This is a genomic window from Thermosinus carboxydivorans Nor1 (assembly GCF_000169155.1).
Classification (GTDB): Bacteria; Bacillota; Negativicutes; order Sporomusales; family Thermosinaceae; genus Thermosinus; species Thermosinus carboxydivorans.
This window is the reverse complement of the sequence record NZ_AAWL01000023.1, coordinates 1-14,622: the sequence shown is the minus strand read 5'-3', so window position 1 is coordinate 14,622 and position 14,622 is coordinate 1. Positions and strand designations below refer to the sequence as shown.

Annotated in this window: 11 protein-coding genes and 4 tRNA genes; 3 read left to right on the top strand and 12 right to left on the bottom strand. The window is 48.8% G+C overall.

What is annotated here, in order from left to right; all coding sequences use genetic code 11:
* Nucleotides 1-87: 87 nt before the first annotated feature.
* From TCARDRAFT_RS12070 to TCARDRAFT_RS12035, 8 genes are all read right to left on the bottom strand, one after another.
* Nucleotides 88-1,056 (bottom strand): bile acid:sodium symporter family protein, encoded by a 969-nt coding sequence (locus TCARDRAFT_RS12070; RefSeq protein WP_007290266.1) that lies wholly within the window; start codon nucleotides 1,054-1,056, stop codon nucleotides 88-90.
* Between the two features lie 16 nt (nucleotides 1,057-1,072).
* Nucleotides 1,073-2,734, bottom strand: coding sequence for a dihydroxy-acid dehydratase (ilvD, locus tag TCARDRAFT_RS12065; RefSeq protein WP_007290265.1), 1,662 nt, complete (start codon nucleotides 2,732-2,734; stop codon nucleotides 1,073-1,075).
* A 274-nt stretch (nucleotides 2,735-3,008) separates the two neighbouring features.
* Nucleotides 3,009-3,083 (bottom strand) — tRNA-Cys (locus tag TCARDRAFT_RS12060).
* Between the two features lie 6 nt (nucleotides 3,084-3,089).
* Nucleotides 3,090-3,164: transfer RNA gene (locus TCARDRAFT_RS12055), tRNA-Gly, on the bottom strand.
* Nucleotides 3,165-3,168: 4 nt separating this feature from the next.
* A tRNA-Phe gene (locus TCARDRAFT_RS12050) sits at nucleotides 3,169-3,244 on the bottom strand.
* 7 nt (nucleotides 3,245-3,251) lie between these two features.
* A tRNA-Asp gene (locus tag TCARDRAFT_RS12045) sits at nucleotides 3,252-3,327 on the bottom strand.
* A gap of 99 nt (nucleotides 3,328-3,426) precedes the next feature.
* Nucleotides 3,427-3,831 (bottom strand): response regulator, encoded by a 405-nt coding sequence (locus TCARDRAFT_RS12040; RefSeq protein ID WP_050769638.1) that lies wholly within the window; start codon nucleotides 3,829-3,831, stop codon nucleotides 3,427-3,429.
* Nucleotides 3,832-3,911: 80 nt separating this feature from the next.
* The gene (locus TCARDRAFT_RS12035; protein WP_007290263.1) at nucleotides 3,912-4,577 is read right to left on the bottom strand and encodes a hypothetical protein; all 666 of its coding nucleotides are present in this window, start codon (nucleotides 4,575-4,577) and stop codon (nucleotides 3,912-3,914) included.
* A gap of 127 nt (nucleotides 4,578-4,704) precedes the next feature.
* On the opposite strand from TCARDRAFT_RS12035, the gene TCARDRAFT_RS12030 reads away from it, so the two are divergent.
* Genes TCARDRAFT_RS12030 through TCARDRAFT_RS12020 form a run of 3 tightly spaced genes read left to right on the top strand, consistent with a single transcriptional unit; the run spans nucleotide 4,705 to nucleotide 7,412 of the window.
* Nucleotides 4,705-5,781 carry an ABC transporter substrate-binding protein gene (locus tag TCARDRAFT_RS12030; RefSeq protein WP_007290262.1) on the top strand — a complete coding sequence of 359 codons (1,077 nt, stop codon included), beginning with the start codon at nucleotides 4,705-4,707 and terminating at the stop codon, nucleotides 5,779-5,781.
* A gap of 43 nt (nucleotides 5,782-5,824) precedes the next feature.
* Entirely contained in the window at nucleotides 5,825-6,598 is a 774-nt protein-coding gene (locus TCARDRAFT_RS12025; RefSeq protein WP_007290261.1) for an ABC transporter permease, read from the top strand.
* Between the two features lie 16 nt (nucleotides 6,599-6,614).
* Entirely contained in the window at nucleotides 6,615-7,412 is a 798-nt protein-coding gene (locus TCARDRAFT_RS12020; RefSeq protein ID WP_007290260.1) for an ABC transporter ATP-binding protein, read from the top strand.
* Nucleotides 7,413-7,555: 143 nt separating this feature from the next.
* On the opposite strand, the gene carB is transcribed toward TCARDRAFT_RS12020, so the two are convergent.
* The 4 genes from carB to TCARDRAFT_RS11995 are packed head-to-tail and all read right to left on the bottom strand — an operon-like array spanning nucleotide 7,556 to nucleotide 14,069.
* A complete protein-coding gene (gene carB, locus TCARDRAFT_RS12010) occupies nucleotides 7,556-10,777 on the bottom strand; it encodes a carbamoyl-phosphate synthase large subunit (RefSeq protein WP_007290259.1) in 3,222 nt (1,073 codons plus the stop codon).
* A 1-nt stretch (nucleotide 10,778) separates the two neighbouring features.
* On the bottom strand, nucleotides 10,779-11,843 hold the full coding sequence (gene carA / locus TCARDRAFT_RS12005) for a glutamine-hydrolyzing carbamoyl-phosphate synthase small subunit (protein WP_007290258.1): 1,065 nt from the start codon (nucleotides 11,841-11,843) through the stop codon (nucleotides 10,779-10,781).
* Complete coding sequence (locus TCARDRAFT_RS12000) at nucleotides 11,840-13,129, bottom strand: dihydroorotase (RefSeq protein WP_007290257.1); 1,290 nt, start codon at nucleotides 13,127-13,129, stop codon at nucleotides 11,840-11,842. Before TCARDRAFT_RS12000 ends, carA begins: the two co-directional genes overlap by 4 nt.
* Nucleotides 13,113-14,069, bottom strand: coding sequence for an aspartate carbamoyltransferase catalytic subunit (locus TCARDRAFT_RS11995; RefSeq protein WP_007290256.1), 957 nt, complete (start codon nucleotides 14,067-14,069; stop codon nucleotides 13,113-13,115). Before TCARDRAFT_RS11995 ends, TCARDRAFT_RS12000 begins: the two co-directional genes overlap by 17 nt.
* Nucleotides 14,070-14,622 lie beyond the last annotated feature (553 nt).

Here is a 14,622-nt window from a genome sequence, read left to right as displayed (position 1 = left end):
ATTATAACAATGATTATTATAGCTTAAATAACAACATTTATCAAGCTACTAGCAGCGATAAAATGCCGGCCGATAAAAGAAGGTCAATCACACCCCTGCCTTGGCATCCGGCGTTTCCCCCGGCTGCTTGCCGGCCCGTCTTGCCCACCAAGAAGCTAAGGCCGGTCCGGAAATGTTGTGCCACACACTGAAGATTGCGCTGGGTAGCGCGGCAACAGGTGACAAGTGTACCATGGCCAAAGCCGCGCCCAGACCGGAGTTTTGCATGCCAACTTCAAAAGATATCGCCTTAGCCTTATACTCGCTCATGCCGCAAACTTTGCGCGCTACCATATAGGCTAACAGATAGCCGCACAAGTTATGTAGCATAACACCAACGATGACCAATCCTGCTACTGAGGCAAGACGCTGCGCGCTGGCAGCGACAACGGCGGCTACAATCGCAATGATAGCAAGTACGGAAATCAGGGGTACGACTTTAATAAACTTTTGGACAGCCGACCCCAAAAGTTGCCGGATGACTACCCCTGTGACGATAGGTAGCAGCACGATTTTCATGATATCAATCAATAAAGCGGTGGCATTAACCGGAATATATTTACCACCTAACCAGAGAAAGAGATAAGGCGTCACAAACGGCGCAATAAGTGTGGTAATGGAGCTTACCGTGACCGATAGAGCAACATCGCCTTTAGCCAGGTAAGTCATAACATTGGAAGCCGTCCCGCTCGGAACGCAGCCAACAAGAATAAAGCCGGCCGCTAAGTCAGGGTTCATACCGATAACAGAGGCAATCAGCACCCCTAGCAGGGGCATAATAATGAATTGTAACAATATACCGATAACAACGTCGCGCGGGCGTTCAAACACAGCCACAAAGTCATTTTTGGTCAGTGTTAGGCCCATGCCTAACATTACTAAGCCCAGGAGCAGCGGAATGTGAGGGGCAATTCTTTTAAATGGCGCCGGATTACTAAAAGCAAGAGCGGCAGCTGCAATTACCAAAAGAGCAAAATAATCACTCAGGAATTTTACAACCCGTTCTAAGGTATTCATTCTCCACCACCCTTATCTATTTAAGAACAGCACCCGTACTGGCCGATGTTACCAGTTTGGCATACCGGGCCAGATAGCCAGTTGTCACTTTAGGTTCGGGTCTGACCCAGGCAGCGCGCCTACGGGCCAATTCCTCGTCGCTAAGCCGCACGTTCAGTTTGCGCGCCGGAATGTCGATCTCAATAATGTCCCCTTCTTCAATCAGGGCCAGATTACCGCCTTCGGCGGCCTCAGGCGAAATATGTCCGATAGCGGCACCGCGCGATGCACCGGAAAACCGGCCATCAGTGAGCAATGCTACATCTTTATCAAGACCCATACCAGCAATTACGGCTGTCGGATTAAGCATTTCCCGCATGCCAGGGCCACCTTTGGGGCCTTCATACCGGATAATAACCACATCGCCTTTATTAATCCGTTTGTCAATTAAGGCGGCAATCGCTTCCTCTTCCGAGTTAAAAACTCGTGCCGGACCACTGTGGCGCAGCATATCCTCAGCTACGGCACTTTCTTTAACAACCGCCCCGTCTGGCGCAATATTTCCGCGGAGAATAGCAATACCGCCTGTCTTACGGTAGGGGTTTTCTACACTGCGAATGACATCTGGCCGTTTAACTGCCGCATTGGCAATATTTTCGCCTACGGTCCGACCATTAACCGTCAGGATTTGTGTATTAATAAGACCCAGTTTACTAAGTTCTTTCATGACAGCAGGAATACCGCCCGCTTCATGTAGATCCTGGATGTGGTGCGTTCCAGCCGGGCTAAGTTTCGTGATGTAAGGCGTCCTACTGCTAATTTCATCAAATAGTTCCAGCTCTAAAGTAATGCCAGCTTCATAAGCAATCGCCGGCAGGTGCAAGACCGTGTTAGTAGAGCCACCGATGCCCATATCCACAGTAATTGCGTTTTTGAAAGCTTCCAACGTCATTATGTCGCGCGGCCGGATATTCTGACGGACAAGTTCCATTATCCGTTTACCCGCTTCTTTCGCAAGCATCCGTCTCGCGCCGAAATTAGCGGCGGGAATTGTCCCGTTGCCAGGCAGCCCCATTCCCAATACTTCCGTCATACAGTTCATAGTGTTGGCAGTGAACATGCCGGCGCAGGAACCACACCCTGGACAGGCGGCCATCTCCATCTCATGAAGCTCCTGGGCGGTAATCTGCTGCGACTCATACAGACCGGCTGCTTCAAACATATTACTTACGCTAATGTCACGCCCGTTGTAGCGTCCGGCCAGCATTGGACCGCCGCTGACAACAATAGCCGGAATGTTGAGGCGCGCCGCAGCCATAAGCATGCCGGGAACAATCTTATCGCAGTTCGGAATTAGTACTAACCCGTCAAATTTGTGAGCAATAGTCATAGCTTCGATGCTGTCGGCAATCAATTCACGACTGGCCAGAGGATACTTCATTCCTTCATGGCCCATGGCGATTCCGTCGCAAATACCAATGGCGGGAAATTCTACAGGCGTACCACCGGCAGCAATTACGCCATGCTTTACGGCCTCGGCAATGGTATCAAGATGAATATGCCCGGGAATAATTTCGTTTTGGGCGTTCACGATGCCGATCAGCGGCTTAGCCAGATCTTCCGGCGTATAGCCCATAGCATAAAATAAGGAGCGGTGTGCGGCCCGGGTAGAGCCCTTTTTGACTTCGTCGCTAATCAATTAAATCACCTCATTGCCTTTTTGGGGAATATATACTTATGTTTCTGTAATTGCATTCGGCATAAAATTCATTAATCCTGCTACAAAAAACAACAGTGTACACAAAATACATACAAAATGTAAAACTTAATGATAAATCACTATAACATTCTAGAATAGGACAACAGTTTACAAAAAAGGGCTACCAGTCAGGTAGCCCTCACAATCTATATTTTACATTTACTGATATAAACAAAAAACTCCAGTCCGTAACGGACTGGAGTTTTTTGCTGTTTGGAGGCGGCACCCAGATTCGAACTGGGGAATAAAGGTTTTGCAGACCTCTGCCTTACCACTTGGCTATGCCGCCATAGTATGGAGCGGAAAACGGGATTCGAACCCGCGACCCTCGCCTTGGCAAGGCGATGCTCTACCACTGAGCTACTTCCGCCCGATGGTGCCTCAGGGCAGAATCGAACTGCCGACACGAGGATTTTCAGTCCTCTGCTCTACCAACTGAGCTACCGAGGCATTAAGATGGCGACCCCGATGGGACTTGAACCCACGATCTCCGCCGTGACAGGGCGGCATGTTAACCACTACACCACGGGGCCACAATACAATCGCACTATTTATTATATAACATCAGAAAAGTTACTGTCAATACCTATTTTTATGTTCTGCTTATCCGCAACCTTACTGCGGATAATATATTATCCCTTTTTGCTGTTATTGTCAAGTGATTCTGTGAAAAACCGTGATGCCAACACTTTATTAATAGCCTCCACAACCTGACTAGGAACAAAAGGCTTTACGATAAAATCTGATGCACCGGCTTTTAACGCATCCGTGATAATACTTCGCTGGCCAACCGCCGTTACCATTATAATCCGTGCGAGCGGATCTTCTTCATGAATAAGCCTGACAGCTTCAATGCCATCCATTTTTGGCATTGTTATATCCATTGTCGTAAGATCGGGCCGGTACTGCCGGTACATTTGAACGGCCTGTCTACCGTCGCTAGCTTCCCCTATCACTTCATGGCCATGGTCTACGAGCACTTTCTTCAACATCATCCGCATAAAGGCAGAATCGTCACAAATAAGTATTTTGGCCAATGTTTCAGCCTCCTCGTCTAATAGCACCACCAATCCAAAACTACATAGGTCAGATATCAGATATCTATTTTTTATTTAAATTAACCTTCAATCTGTTTCCTTAAATTTTGCAGCGTACCCTCTAGATTAGCCTTAATGTTTTCTTCTAGTTCGGCAAGCGTCTTGGCATCAAAAGCGCTTACGACCTGCGGCGTTCGCCGCACGCGCAGCTCGCCAAAAAACTCATCGCGATAAATGTTATAAAAGATAAGCAGACTGCTTTCAGCGGCAAAATCGCTATAATCAATTATAATATATGACCCGTTAATCCCCCTAACCGGCTCAGTAGGACGGATAAATAAATCAAATCCGGCTACTTTCTCCGGGAGTCGACCGCCAAAAGGCCACTCGATGATTTTCTTGGCCCGAAATACACTACATAGCGAAGTCTGGTCAAAACCGGCGAGACTACGCAGCGACTGCTCCATGTTGGCCGCTAAAAGGGTTTCGAACGTATTGAGATCACCAGCGATAAAACGGATATCATAAAATTCCGTTAAACCAATGACAAGACGCACAAAAAATTCTTTAGTAGTTTGGTCATAAAGAGCCGAAAATTTCCGGTGCCGATCTAAATTACTGTATGTAAATATGCGGTATTGAGTTCCGCACTGCTTGAGTTCTACGACAAGCCGAAAATCCATCATCGTTTCGGGCAACTGCCGTAAAAAAGGCCATTCATTTATCTGTTGAATTGTTTTCTCCATATTTTACCCTCTCACCTGTTTACAATAATTATTTCGGTGTCTACTGAAAAAAACCTGCTTCATGGTAACCTCTGGTCGCCATCCTGAATAGTATGAAGTAGTTTTTAAGAGGCTAGGAGGGATTTAAATGAAGAAACGTCTACTGGTAGCATTGGTGGCCCTAATTGTAGCGGCCCTGCTTATTACGGCTTGCGGCCAAAATCCAGCCGCTCAGGTGACGCCGCAAAAAGGGCCGGCATGGGCGCCGAGTCTCGCTCCCCTGCCCCAGGAGATAGTCGTCAAAGTCGGCATGAAACAGGTAATTTCGGATGCCGGCATATTAATTGGCATGGCAAAAGGTTACTACCAAGACCTAGGTATTAAAATCGAACCTGTTCAGTTTAATTCCGGCCAAGAAATGATCAACCAGTTAGCCGCCGGTCAACTTGACGTCGGTGCGACCGTCACCGCATCAGGCCTATTCAATGCCATGTCGCGTGACATCCCTGTCAAAATTGTAGCCGACAAGGGTATTAACGTTCCCGGGAAAGGTTATTACCGCCTTGTCATCCGCAAGGACCTTGTTGATACCATAAAGGATTATAAAGACTTGCGCGGACGTAAAATTGCTATCGTTGGCACCGCATCCCTTGATGAAATTGCTCTCGTACGGGTCCTGCAAAAAGGCGGCCTAACCACCAAAGATATTGATCTTCAAGTAATCCGCGCCTTCCCCGACATGCTGGTATCCCTCGGCAACAAGAGTATTGATGCCGCCATGGTGATTGAACCCTTCGTTACCCAGGGAATGGTTAAAGGAATTCTTGACCCATGGAAAGATCCCTCAGACTATGATCCTGATGCGCAAACGGCCCTGCTCGTATTTGGCACCAGCATGACGAAACGTCCCGAAGTGGCTAACCGATTTATGACAGCCTATGTCAAAGCGCTGCGTGATTATAATGACGCTTTCTGCAAAAACAAAAATAAAGCCGAAATCGTTGATATTCTATGCAAATATTCGGTAGTAAAGGATCCAGCCCTTTACGATAAGATGTTCCCGACAGGACTCAACCCCGATGGCTATGTCCGCATGAAAGGCATCGCTATGGATTTAGAATGGTATAAGGCCAACAACCTGCTGAAATCGGATATTAAGCTGGAAGACGCGGTAGATAACAGCTTTGTTGACTTTGCCGTCAACGTTTTAGGTAAATATAAATAATCAACTTTTATAGGATACTTACATTTTCCGGGAGGTGAGGTGCATGGCAAAGCTGCCGCACAGCAACCTAATAATACGCATCTTATCTGTTCTATCGCCATTGACCATCATCTTGCTGTGGGAATTCCTGGCCCGGATTAAAGCAATTGATACCCGGTTGTTTTCGAGCCCCAGCCAAATATTACAAACCTTTTTTCCCTTGCTGCTATCGGGCGACCTGTTATATAACACCCTTATAAGTATTCAACGCGTCCTTTGGGGATTTCTGGCTGGGGCTATTCCCGGCATTGTCCTGGGAATGAGCATGGGCCTGTCGCCAATATTGCGTTCGGCTATTGAACCAATGATTGCTGCTACCTATCCCATACCGAAATTGGCGATTATGCCGCTTATTCTACTGATTTTCGGTTTAGGTGAGGCCTCCAAAATATTTACCATCGCAATTGGCGTCTTTTACCTTGTTGTCATTAACACCATGGCTGGCGTACTCAATATCGACAAAATTTATATTGATGTTGCTAAAAACTTTGGCGCCAGCCGCAAAGATTTTTATCTCACCGTTGCTTTTCCCGGAGCGCTGCCGATGATATTCGCTGGGCTTAAACTTGGCATGGGCATGGCCCTTATCCTTATTGTCGCCGCCGAACTGTCGGCGGCCAAGGCCGGCGTAGGCTGGATGATATGGCGGGCTTACGACATGTTTGATATTGAGCAAATGTTTGTCGCCTTAATAATGTTGTCTGTCCTCGGTTATTTATTCTCACTGTTGCTTGACTTCATTGAGCGTTTGGTCCTGCCGTGGAAACAACAATGCTGACAGGGGGTCAGGGGAAATGCCTTATGGAAGCGATAGTATCATAATTCGCAATGTCAGCAAGGAATTTCATACCCGAACCGGCAAAATAACGGCGCTCCACAATATTAATCTGACCATTGGCCAAGGCGAGTTTTTTTGCATTGTTGGTCCAAGCGGCTGCGGTAAGACGACACTGCTCAGGATTTTAGCCGGACTGGAAACGGCCAGTGAAGGCGACGTCATTGTTAAAACCACCGATGCCAACCGGCCCGTCAACTCGATGGTCTTCCAAGAACAATCAGTTTTCCCATGGATGACGGTGATGGAAAACGTCAGTTACGGCTTGCGGATACGGGGTATCCGCAAGAAGCTCCGTGAAGAAATTGCCGAGCGATATATCCGGATGATCGGTCTTTCCAAATTTGCCCATTCCTATCCCTGCCAACTGTCAGGCGGCATGAAACAACGCGTAAGTGTCGCCCGGGCTTTTGCCAACGACCCGGAAATATTACTGATGGATGAACCATTTGGCGCCCTCGACGAACAGAATCGTATTATTTTGCAGCAGGAACTGCTGAGAATTTGGGAACTTACCCGGAAAACGACGGTTTTTATTACCCATAGTATTGACGAAGCCCTTTGTCTGGGCGACCGCGTCATGGTAATGACCGCTCACCCGGGAGCAATCAAGACAATTATCGATGTTGATCTGCCACGTCCCCGCGATATTGCCACTATCCGCACCAGTACACGTTATAACGAACTCTATCAGACGATTTGGTACAACCTACGGGACGAAGTGATGAAAGTAAAAGCCCAAGAGCTAAATGAGTAATTTTGTATATAAAAACCCACGGAGAGCATTTTCCGTGGGTAATGTTGTTTCGACAGGGGCAGTAGGACTCGAACCCACAACCAATGGTTCGGAGACCGCTGCTCCACTATTGAGTTATGCTCCTATAGCGGAAAACAGAAATTTTAGACAAGAGCATCTCCATCGCCTACGTAATCTTGCATTGCCAGGACATACACCATGCGGCGTTCTGACATGACCGCCAGGGCGTTCATAACCTCACGGGCGGTATCAATAGAGGTAAGACAGGGTATAGCATATTCCACAGTAGCCCGGCGTATTTTAAAGCCGTCCCGCTCCGGCTCTTTTCCACGAGTTAACGTATTGATAACCATGTTAATTTGACCCTGTTTGATCATGTCAATAATATTGGGATGGTGTTCGCGCACTTTATGGGCGGTTTCAACATCGAGGCCTAATGCTCGCAGATATTTCGCCGTACCGGCGGTGGCCACGAGTTTGTATCCCATTCCGGCAAAAACCTTGGCAATTTCGCCTACTTCTTCCTTGTCTTTGTCAGCCACGGTAAACAAAACAGTACCTTCCCTGGGTATGTGCAGTCCCGCGGCGGTAATAGCTTTATAAAGCGCGCGAGGATAGTGATAATCAATACCCATAACCTCACCGGTGGATTTCATTTCCGGCCCTAGGGAAATATCGACTTGCTGCATTTTGGCAAAGGAGAAAACAGGGACTTTTACGGCTGTATAACCTTTCGGCGGTAACAGCCCTGTTTGGTAACCCAGCGATTTAAGGGATTGACCCATTGCCACCTTTGTCGCCATGTTTACCATGGGCACATTGGTAACTTTGCTTAAGAAAGGGACCGTACGGCTTGATCGGGGATTTACCTCAAGGACATAGAGCATACCGCCGGAGATAACATACTGAATATTTATAAGACCACGCACGTTTAGCCCGAGAGCCAAACGCCTAGTATAATCAACCACTGTATCAATCATTTCATTGCTGAGAGATTTGGGAGGATAGACGGCGATGCTGTCGCCGGAATGAACGCCAGCCCGTTCAATATGTTCCATTATTCCCGGAATGAAAACATCCTGACCGTCAGCAATAGCGTCAACCTCAATCTCAATGCCCTGCATATACCGATCTATAAGAACTGGGTGTGCAGCCGACGCCTTAACGGCATGATTCATATATTCGATAAGCTCGGTTTCGTTGTCGACAATTTCCATAGCCCGTCCGCCAAGCACGTATGATGGACGAACAACGACGGGATATCCTATCTCCCGGGCTTTGGTTATAGCTTGATCAACACTTGTTACACTGGCGCCACGCGGCCGCGGAATGTTTAGCTTCTCTAAAAGCTGGTCAAACTTTTCCCGGTCTTCCGCCCGATCGATATCCTCGACGCTCGTACCAAGGATTTTCACTCCTGCTTTGGCAAGCGGCCCTGCCAAGTTTATCGCCGTTTGTCCGCCAAATTGGACAATTACTCCCTCACACTTTTCCTTGTCAAGTACGTTTAAAACATCTTCGACAGTAAGCGGTTCGAAGTAAAGGCGGTCGGATGTATCAAAGTCGGTACTGACTGTTTCCGGGTTATTGTTGATAATAACCGATTCAATTCCCATTTCACGCAGAGCCCAAACAGAATGCACAGAACAGTAGTCAAACTCAATTCCCTGTCCGATTCTGATCGGACCGGATCCGAGAACTAGCACTTTACGTTTTGCCGTTGTCTCCACTTCGTCTTCCTGGGCGTAGGTAGAATAATAATACGGCGTCACGGCTTCAAATTCGGCGGCGCAGGTATCGACCATTTTGTAACACGGCTGAATCTGAAGACGCAGCCGCATCTCGCGGATCTCTTCAGGCAGTTTTCCCGTCAGGTGCCCCAGAGTCCTGTCGGAAAGCGCCATCTTTTTGGCCGCCGCCAGCAGCTGAGGCGACAAGCCCTCGCGCTGAATACGTTTTTCAAGGGTAATAATGTTGAGAATTTTCTCCAGGAAGAAGCGGTCAATCCCGGTAATTTGGTGAATTTCATCCACTGTAATGCCGCGGCGCAAGCCTTCGGCGATGACGAACAACCGCTCGTCATTGGCCAGTTTCAGCTTGGCGCGAAGATCTTCCGTGGTCAATGCAGCGATTTCCGGCACATGCAACCCATGCAGGCCGATTTCCAAAGAGCGCACGGCCTTCAGCAGGGCGCCTTCAAAACTCCTGTCTATAGCCATGACTTCGCCGGTGGCTTTCATTTGCGTTCCGAGAATACGATCGGCAAAGTTGAATTTATCGAAAGGCCAACGGGGAAATTTTACCACTACGTAATCTAAGGCAGGTTCAAAGCAGGCCTTTGTTTTCTTGGTCACAGCATTGGTGATCTCGTCTAGGTGGTAGCCAATGGCAATTTTGCTTGCCACCTTGGCAATCGGATAACCCGTTGCCTTTGACGCAAGAGCGCTGGAACGGCTTACCCGAGGATTTACTTCGATTACATAATACTTGCTGCTGTTGGGGTCAAGGGCGAACTGGACGTTACACCCGCCCTCAATTCCCAGGGAACGGATAATTTTCAGCGCTGCACTGCGCAGCATTTGGTATTCATAGTCATTCAACGTTTGGGACGGCGCAACAACAATACTGTCTCCTGTGTGGATGCCGACCGGATCGAAATTCTCCATATTACAGACCGTTATGCAGTTGTCGGCGGCGTCGCGCATAACTTCGTACTCGATCTCTTTCCAGCCGGCGACACTGCGCTCTAGTAGCACCTGACCGATCAGGCTGTATTTTAATCCCCGCGTAACTACATCAACGAGCTCAGCTTCATTGTAGACAATGCCCCCGCCTGTTCCGCCGAGAGTGTAGGCCGGTCGAACAATAAGCGGATACCCGATAGTTTCAGCAAAACTTCGGGCGCTCGCCACGTCGGAAACAATAGTGCTTTCCGGGACAGGCTGACCAATTTCCTCCATCGTCAATTTAAAAAGTTCCCGGTCTTCCGCTTTCTTAATCGCCGTGAGCGGAGTGCCCAACAATTCAACGCCGTATTTCGCCAAGACACCTTGTTTAGCAAGTTCGACGGCAAGATTGAGCCCGACCTGGCCGCCCAACGTCGCCAGAAGGCCGTCAGGGCGTTCCTTAGCGATTATTTCTTCCAGAAAGTCAGGCGTCAATGGTTCGATATATACACGGTCGGCAATATTGGCATCAGTCATTATGGTGGCCGGATTGCTGTTTACCAGGATAACCCCAATACCCTCTTCCCTTATGGCCTGACAAGCTTGCGTGCCCGCATAATCAAATTCCGCCGCCTGTCCGATAACAATTGGCCCAGACCCTATTACCATGACTTTTTTTAGATAAGCCTTTTTCGGCATGCTATTTCCCTCCTCTTAAGAGAGCCAGAAACTCTTTGAACAGATAAGTGTTGTCATCTGGACCTGGTGCCGCTTCGGGATGATACTGTACCGAAAAAATCGGCAGCGTTTTATGTCTCAATCCTTCTACCGTTCCGTCATTTACTGCCCGGTGGGTAACGATAACATCCAGATCGGCCAACGACTGTTCATCTACTGCATAGCCGTGGTTCTGCGATGTAATTGTTACTCTTCCTGTAAACATGTCCTTGACAGGATGGTTAGAACCACGGTGACCGAACTTCAGCTTATAGGTATTGCCACCCATGGCTAGCGCGAGCAATTGGTGGCCAAGACAAATGCCAAAAATTGGTTTTCTGCCTATCAATTTTCTTACTGTTTTGATAGCATAAGGAACTGCTTTGGGGTCTCCCGGACCATTTGAGAGAAAAACGCCATCAGGGTCAAGAATAAGGATATCTTCGGCGCTGGTAGTCGCAGGAACAATCGTAAGGTCGCAGCCAATCCTGGACAAGGAATTAAGAATATTTTGCTTTACCCCGTAATCGACTACGACCACACGCGGACCGCTGTTTGGCATCCGGTATATCCGCTCAGTGGTCACTTCGCTTACCACATCGGTTTCGGCCGGAGCTTCCAAAAGGCGTTTAATTGCATCTTCAGGCGCATCCGCCGGAACAATTATCCCTTTCATGGCGCCCTGCGCGCGGATTCTCCTTGTTACGGCCCTGGTGTCAACATTGTAAAGGCATGGTATGTTGCGTGAACGAAGATAATCAATTAGGCTGCCTTCAGCCCGCCAGTTGCTCGGGTGGAAGCAAAGCTCGCTAACGATAAGCCCGCGGACGTACGACTTTCTGGACTGATCGAAAATAGCGGCGACTCCATAGTTGCCAATTAATGGATATGTCAGAGTTACGATTTGTCCGCAGTACGACGGGTCTGTGAGAATTTCCTGGTATCCAGTCATTCCAGTGTTAAAAACGACTTCACCAACGGCCTGACAGGGACTCAGCAACTGCCCGTAAAAAACACTACCGTCTTCTAAAATGAGTTTGCCTTTCACCTTATCACCCTACCGTTCTTCATAACTATTTTACCTCCCACGATAGTTGCGACTGCCTTGCCCTTAAGCTTCTTGCCCTCAAACGGCGTGTGTTTGCCTTTGGTGTAAAATTTTTTGCTGTCTACTATCCAATCCAGGTCGGGATCAAAGATCGTCAGATCAGCAGCGCCCCCAACCCGGATGACGCCGGCATCAAGTCCCAGAATACGCGCCGGATTATAAGCCATTAATCTGATAATCTCCATAAGGCTTAGCTGCCCTGTATGATACAGCGCTGTCAAAACTACCCCCAGGGCCGTTTCCAGCCCGGCAAAACCACTGGGGGCGTAGCGGTACTCCATGTCTTTTTCTTCATAGGCATGAGGGGCATGGTCGGTAGCAATTGCGTCGATCGTGCCGTCTTTAACGCCCTCGATTAAGGCGGCGACGTGTTCTTGGGACCTTAACGGAGGATTAACTTTTGTAGCGGTATCAAATCCCTTAACTGCCTCATCCGTAAGGCTCAGGTGGTGGGGCGTTACCTCCGCTGTAACCTTAACTCCGCGATTTTTCGCCTGGCGGATAAGTTCAACCGCCCCTTTCGTGCTCACATGAGCGATGTGAATGGGAGCGCCCACATATTCGGCGAGCATGATATCCCGCGCGACAGCTATATCTTCGGCAACGGCGGGACGTCCCTTCATTCCCAGCATGGCGGAAACGGCGCCTTCGTGCATGTATCCGTCGGAGACCAGGCTTTCATCTTCGGCATGGGATATAATTGGTTTGTCAAACATTCCGGTGTACTCAAGGGCTGTTTTAAGTAGCCTGGCGCTGTCCACATAATGGCCGTCATCGGAAATGGCGACGGCGCCAGCCAAAATCATATCGCCGATTTCTGCGAGTTCCTTTCCTTCCTGGCCCTTACTCAAGGCCCCGATAACTTTTAGGTTCACAATCCCTTCGACTTGCGCCCGCTGAATCAGTCCGGCGACCAAAATAGCATTATCAACAACCGGCTTGGTATTCGGCATGCAGGCTATGGTGGTAAAACCCCCGGCCGCCGCCGCATTTGTACCGGAAACAACATCTTCCTTCGCCTCAAGACCTGGTTCGCGCAAGTGAGTGTGCATGTCGACAAAGCCGGGCGCAACAACCAATCCGGCGGCGTTAAAACACTCCGCGCCGTCAGCGGAAAGTTCCTCGCCAATCGCAGCGATTTTGCCCTCTGCAATTAATATGTCTTTGATAGTATCGGTACCATCTGCCGGATTAATCACCCGACCGTTTTTAAGCAGAAGTTTCAATGTTCTTCCCTCCTGTCAGCACTAAAAAGAGCAGTGCCATCCGTATCGCTAAGCCGTTTTTTACCTGCTGCTGAATAACTGACTGATCACCATACGCCACATCCGGTGCAATCTCAAGCCCCCTGTTCATAGGACCAGGGTGCATCAAGAGCGCGTCAGGCTTCGCCAGGGCCAATCGGCTGGCATTAATACCGAATATACGGGCATATTCCCGAGCGGTGGGAAAGAGTCCTTTTTGCTGGCGTTCGCGCTGAATACGCAGGACGTTAACTACGTCCGCATTTTCCAAAGCATCTTCAACCCTGGTGTGAACAGTTACGCCCAATTTTGCGATTTCGCGTGGCATCAGTGTCGCGGGTCCGGCAACATGTACCTCCGCCCCCAGCTTTAGAAGACCGGCAATGTTTGAGCGAGCTACGCGACTGTGCAGGATGTCCCCAATTATTGCAACTTTTAAGTCTTTTATTCTTCCCTTCTTTTCCCTGATTGTGAAAATATCCAGCAGTCCCTGAGTAGGATGCGCATGAGCCCCGTCCCCGGCGTTGATTATTACCGGTTTTACGACTTTGGCTGCGAAGTGTGCCGACCCTTCCGCTTCGTGGCGCATGACGATTACATCCACCCCCATAGCTTCCACGGTAAGCAGGGTATCCCGCAGGCTTTCTCCTTTTACGACGCTGCTGGCGCTAGCCGTTATATTCACAACGTCGGCGCCAAGATATTTTCCGGCCAATTCAAAAGAGGTCCTGGTCCTGGTGCTAGGTTCAAAGAAAAGGTTGATAATCGACTTGCCGCGCAGCGTAGGCAATTTCTTAATATCCCGGTCGATGATGTTTTTCATCTCTTTGGCTGTTTCCAGAACAAGTTCCATCTCTTGGATCGTCATGCTCTCCAGATCGAGAATATCCTTATCCCTAAGCGAAACCTGGCTTTTTTTCACGATAAATCCTCCTTGTATATTAAGAGTAGCGACCAGTTGATTAACATAATCAACCAAAGCTGCTCTTCTTTATTTTTGAAAATGAAACATCCTCAAAATCTCTTTACGGTCCTGGGATGTCTTTGGGAAAATAGCCATAGGTGGATGTCTACCAAGGGAATGTTCCGTTTCCCCCTGTTGCCCCTCTTGAAGGGTTCTTCCACAGTAAGAGTGTTCCCCTGGCCCCATGGTATAGACCTACACGCTGAATGTTTCCCGTTCGGCCGCCCCTTCCGCCAGCAGAGGAAGGCTTGTGCACCGGTGGCCTCCGGTGTATTCCAATAGCACGCAAGGCTGTCGTTCATGGGTTTCCCAGGGACATCCCAGGACCGTAGACATCCTCATCCTGTTTGAAAGGAGGTGTTTCCTATGCCATCTCCCTTGTTTGTCGGAATTGATGTAAGCAGTCAGGACAATGTTGTTTGTTGCTTAACACTTCAGGAAGAAAAACGGCCTTTGTGTCGTTTTTCCGTTGCCAACAACCGTCCTGGCATCTTAGAATTCCAGGACCGCA

What these genes read in the sequence shown, in the direction of transcription:
- TCARDRAFT_RS12070 (WP_007290266.1), bottom strand. Translation starts at nt 1,056, where the DNA reads ATGAATACCTTAGAACGGGTTGTAAAATTCCTGAGTGATTATTTTGCT.
- TCARDRAFT_RS12020 (WP_007290260.1), top strand. Translation starts at nt 6,615, where the DNA reads ATGCCTTATGGAAGCGATAGTATCATAATTCGCAATGTCAGCAAGGAA.
- TCARDRAFT_RS12035 (WP_007290263.1), bottom strand. Translation starts at nt 4,577, where the DNA reads ATGGAGAAAACAATTCAACAGATAAATGAATGGCCTTTTTTACGGCAG.
- TCARDRAFT_RS12025 (WP_007290261.1), top strand. Translation starts at nt 5,825, where the DNA reads ATGGCAAAGCTGCCGCACAGCAACCTAATAATACGCATCTTATCTGTT.
- carB (WP_007290259.1), bottom strand. Translation starts at nt 10,777, where the DNA reads ATGCCGAAAAAGGCTTATCTAAAAAAAGTCATGGTAATAGGGTCTGGG.
- TCARDRAFT_RS12030 (WP_007290262.1), top strand. Translation starts at nt 4,705, where the DNA reads ATGAAGAAACGTCTACTGGTAGCATTGGTGGCCCTAATTGTAGCGGCC.